The 4,051-nt window shown below is 59.1% G+C and carries 3 protein-coding genes; all 3 read right to left on the bottom strand.

The features are described from left to right. Window positions 1-270: 270 nt before the first annotated feature. The 3 genes from M6689_RS15570 to malQ all read right to left on the bottom strand — a co-directional run bounded on the left by M6689_RS15570 (window position 271) and on the right by malQ (window position 3,891). Entirely contained in the window at window positions 271-849 is a 579-nt protein-coding gene (locus M6689_RS15570) for an ACP phosphodiesterase (RefSeq protein WP_298273425.1), read from the bottom strand. A gap of 157 nt (window positions 850-1,006) precedes the next feature. Further along, complete coding sequence (locus tag M6689_RS15575; RefSeq protein WP_298273427.1) at window positions 1,007-2,293, bottom strand: homocysteine synthase; 1,287 nt, start codon at window positions 2,291-2,293, stop codon at window positions 1,007-1,009. 119 nt (window positions 2,294-2,412) lie between these two features. Further along, window positions 2,413-3,891 carry a 4-alpha-glucanotransferase gene (gene malQ, locus M6689_RS15580; protein ID WP_298273429.1) on the bottom strand — a complete coding sequence of 493 codons (1,479 nt, stop codon included), beginning with the start codon at window positions 3,889-3,891 and terminating at the stop codon, window positions 2,413-2,415. Window positions 3,892-4,051 lie beyond the last annotated feature (160 nt).

The raw sequence follows: 4,051 nt of genomic DNA on the forward strand, positions 1-4,051 counted from the left end.
CCGGGAGTATCATGATTATGAAAGATCTGTGAAAACTCTGTGCTGCGTGAGACGACGCTGAAGACGCTGTCGAGATTCCATCCGCCAGGAGCGTAACACCCTCCAGAAAAAGGGGTCGGCAAACGGTCACCGGTTATCATGGCCCTGCAAGGAGCATGATGGCAAGGCCCGCAAGCCCTCCACCGACGGATTGGGAGAAAGAGCCTCGACGCAGCACATGAGTTATAAAAAGCCCGGAAAACTTCCGGGCTTTTCTTTTTCTTTCCTTCTTCACGCGCCAACGATCTCTTCGACGTATCTCCTGGCATCCGGAAAGAACCGGAAACAGTCCCCCCTCAGCTCCCCGTAGTGTAGCGCCAGCTCGGCGGCACCGCCGTCAAGGGGATTGGGGCGCCCCACGCGAGCTGCCATGCGGCGAAGCACGGCATCGACGCCATCCACATACCGGTACGAAGGAAGCCACTGGGTGAAAATCTCCTCAAGCCTTGCCCGTAGCCGTTGCGGAAGTATTTCGGCATGCTCTCTCATGATTCTCCACGCCTTCGCGACGAACAGCTCGAACGGCTCGTCTGAGAAGCTCTCCCACTCCGCGGCGAGAAAATGGTCATAGTACAGATCGACGAGAACGCCGCGATAATGTCCGTAATCGCTGGAAATGCGCCTCTTGCTCGCGATGAACGAGGGGTGGCGCCCGGCAAAGGAATCGATCCGGCGATGGAGTTCGAGCCCTTTGGTGATGCGGGGAGGATAGCTGGCGTTGAGCACCCCTTTGACGAAGTCGCCCATCATGTTCCCCACGAGGATTTCAGGGTCGTCGCCGGACAGATACAGATGTGCGAGAAAGTTCACTTTTTCCCCTCACGCACCGCCAGAAAAAAGGCGACCCGGTGGGGCCGCCCTTCTCTCCTGGCGAGCGAAGAATAAACCTGAATTCGTCAGTTACCCGCCTGCTTCATTCGCTGAAACACTCATTACGCATGCGGGCAACTGCCGGATTCAGGATGCATCAGGCCTGAGACGCTGTAAGGGCCTGATCGATATCGGCAATGATGTCGTTCACATCCTCTATGCCGATGGAGAGTCTGATAAAGTCCGCCGTAACGCCGGTGGAGCGCTGCTCCTCCTCGGAAAGCTGCTGATGGGTGGTCGAAGCTGGGTGGATGACGAGCGACTTGGCATCGCCGATGTTTGCGAGATGAGAAAGGAGCTTTACGTTGTCGATGAAGCGCTTGCCCGCCTCAAGCCCCCCCTTGATGCCGAAGCCGATGATGGCACCGGCTCCCTTCGGCAGATACTTCTTTGCCCGCCCGTGGTCGGCGTGGCTCGGAAGCCCCGGATAGTTGACCCACGAAACCAGCGGATGCTTTTCGAGCCACTCGGCAACTTTCCGGGCATTCTCCACGTGGCGGGCCATCCGGACGGGGAGGGTTTCAAGCCCCTGGAGGAAGAGAAAACCGTTGAACGGCGCCAGGCACGCCCCCATATCCCGCAGAAGAGTGACTCTCATCTTGAGGATGTAGGAAAGATTGCCAAGGGCCTCCCAGAATTTCAGCCCATGGTACGAAGGGTCGGGCTCGATGAACTCGGGAAATTTCCCATTGTCCCACGGGAAGGTACCGCCGTCCACCACAGCGCCGCCGATGCTCGTGCCGTGGCCGCCGATGAACTTGGTGAGGGAGTAGACCACTACATCGGCCCCGTGTTCCAGCGGCTTGAAGAGGTAGGGGGTCGTCACCGTATTGTCGACGATGAAGGGGATTCCCGCACCATGGGCTATCGCTGCGATCGCCTCGAAGTCGTCGACATTGTTCTTGGGGTTCCCGACCGACTCGGAATAGACGAGACGGGTGTTCTCATCGATGGCGCTGCGGACGTTCTCCGGATCGGAGGTATCGACGAATTTCACTTCGATGCCGAGCTTCGGAAGAGTGTAGTGGAACAGGTTGTAGGTCCCGCCGTAGAGATAGCTGGTGGAGACGATATTCTGACCGGCCCGGGTGATATTGAGCACGGCGTAGGTGATGGCCGCCTGTCCCGAGGCGACGGCCAGCGCTCCCACCCCCCCGTCGAGTTCGGCGAGCCGTTTTTCCAGCACGTCGCAGGTCGGATTCATGATCCGGGTATAGATGTTTCCGAACTCCTTGAGTCCAAAGAGATTGGCAGCGTGCTCCGAGCTCTTGAAAACGTAGGAGGACGTCTGATAGATGGGAACCGCGCGGGAAAGCGTTGCGGGATCGGGAACCTGTCCCGCGTGGAGGGCTAGGGTGTCGAAATTCTGTTTCGGTTCTGACATGGCTGTCTCCTCTCCTGTAATGTGCGGCTATTATTTACAAAACCCATAAAGATTTACGGCGCATCGTATTTAGTCCACACCCGGATTGTCAAGTTCCATCGCAAAACCGGACGTTGTGGTCAGTGCCGGCCGAAGAGCGACGTCAGTTCATGCAGGCGGTCGGCAAGCCTGTCGGTGAGAAGTCCGGGGGTAAACCGCCAGGACCAGTTCCCCCGCGGGGTGCCGGGGAGGTTCATCCGGCAGGAGCCGTCGCAACCGAGAATATCCTGAAGGGGAAAGATGGCCATGGCGGCAACCGACGAAAGACCGAGGCGGATCAGTTCCCATGCGATGTCCCGGCCGCTGGTCCCGGTGTAATGCAGAACGAGTTCCCGCTGGTGCGGCGAAAGGGAGTGAAACCAGCCGACCGTGGTGTCGTTGTCGTGGGTGCCGGAATAGACGACGCAATCCGGGGTGTAGTTGTGGGGAAGATAGGGATTGCAGCTTCCCGAATCGAAGGCAAACTGGAGTATCTTCATGCCGGGAAAGCGGTAGCGGTCGCGCAGCGCCTCCACTTCCGGGGTGATGACTCCCAGGTCCTCGGCAATAAGCGGAAGCTCCCCGAGGGCACCCAGGACCGTATCGAAAAACGCTACCCCCGGCCCCGGCACCCATCGCCCGTTTACCGCGGTCTTTTCCCTGGCAGGGATTTCCCAGTACGCTTCGAAGCCGCGGAAGTGATCAACCCGGACCACATCATGCAGCTCCAGGGACTTGCGGAACCGCTCGATCCACCACCCGTAGCCGCGGTCGGCCATGGCGCTCCAGTTGTAAAGCGGATTGCCCCATCGCTGGCCGGTCTTGCTGAAATAGTCCGGCGGCACGCCGGCCACGACGGTGGGCTTTTCCTTCTCGTCGAGATGGAAGAGCTCGGGATTGACCCAGACATCGGCAGAATCGAAGGCGACGAAGATCGGAATATCGCCGACGATGGCGATTCCCTTGCCGTTGGCGTATTCCCTGATCCGCCGCCACTGGCGGAAGAATTGCCACTGGATATACTTTTGCTCTCCAACGGCAGGGCCAAGCCTGACCGAGTACTTTTCCAGCGCCTCAGATTCGCGGCGGGCAATCTCCCGGGGCCAGGCATTCCAGCTCTTCCCACTGAAATGCTCCTTGAGGGCCATGAACAGTGCGTAGTCGTGAAGCCAGGCGGTAGTGTCGCAAAAGTGCCAGAACTCCTCCTTGCGCTCACGGTCCGCGTGGGTGTGAAACCGGGCAGCGGCAGCCTTCAGCAGGCGCGACTTGTGCCCCTCGACGACCGCGAAATCGACATAATCGGAGGGAAACTCCAACGGCTCCTTCCCGGAGAGGTCACCCTCCTCCGTCAGAGCGGCCAGGTCGATGAGGAGAGGGTTGCCGGCAAAGGCGGAATAGCATGAGTAGGGTGAATTGCCATGGGCCGCCGGGCCGAGCGGAAGCACCTGCCAGAGGCTTTGGCCGGCTGCCGCGAGGAAGTCGAGAAAATGACGGCATTCCTTCCCGAGGGAACCGATCCCGTCCGGTCCCGGAAGCGATGTTGGGTGAAGAAGGATGCCGCTTTTGCGTTTTCGGTGCATTATTCCCTCGCAATCTGAACAGAGTCAGGAGCCGGGCCATCGCAAAACGGGTTGCGGACGCGGTGGAAATTCCTGTATAAAACCTGCAGGTTGTAAGCCACCCGCATCATTCAACGTTCGAACCGGCATTCAAGATACCACACGCGGAGACCCGTAGCCA

The organism is Geobacter sp. (assembly GCF_027327745.1).
In the GTDB taxonomy this organism is placed as follows: domain Bacteria; phylum Desulfobacterota; class Desulfuromonadia; order Geobacterales; family Geobacteraceae; genus Geobacter.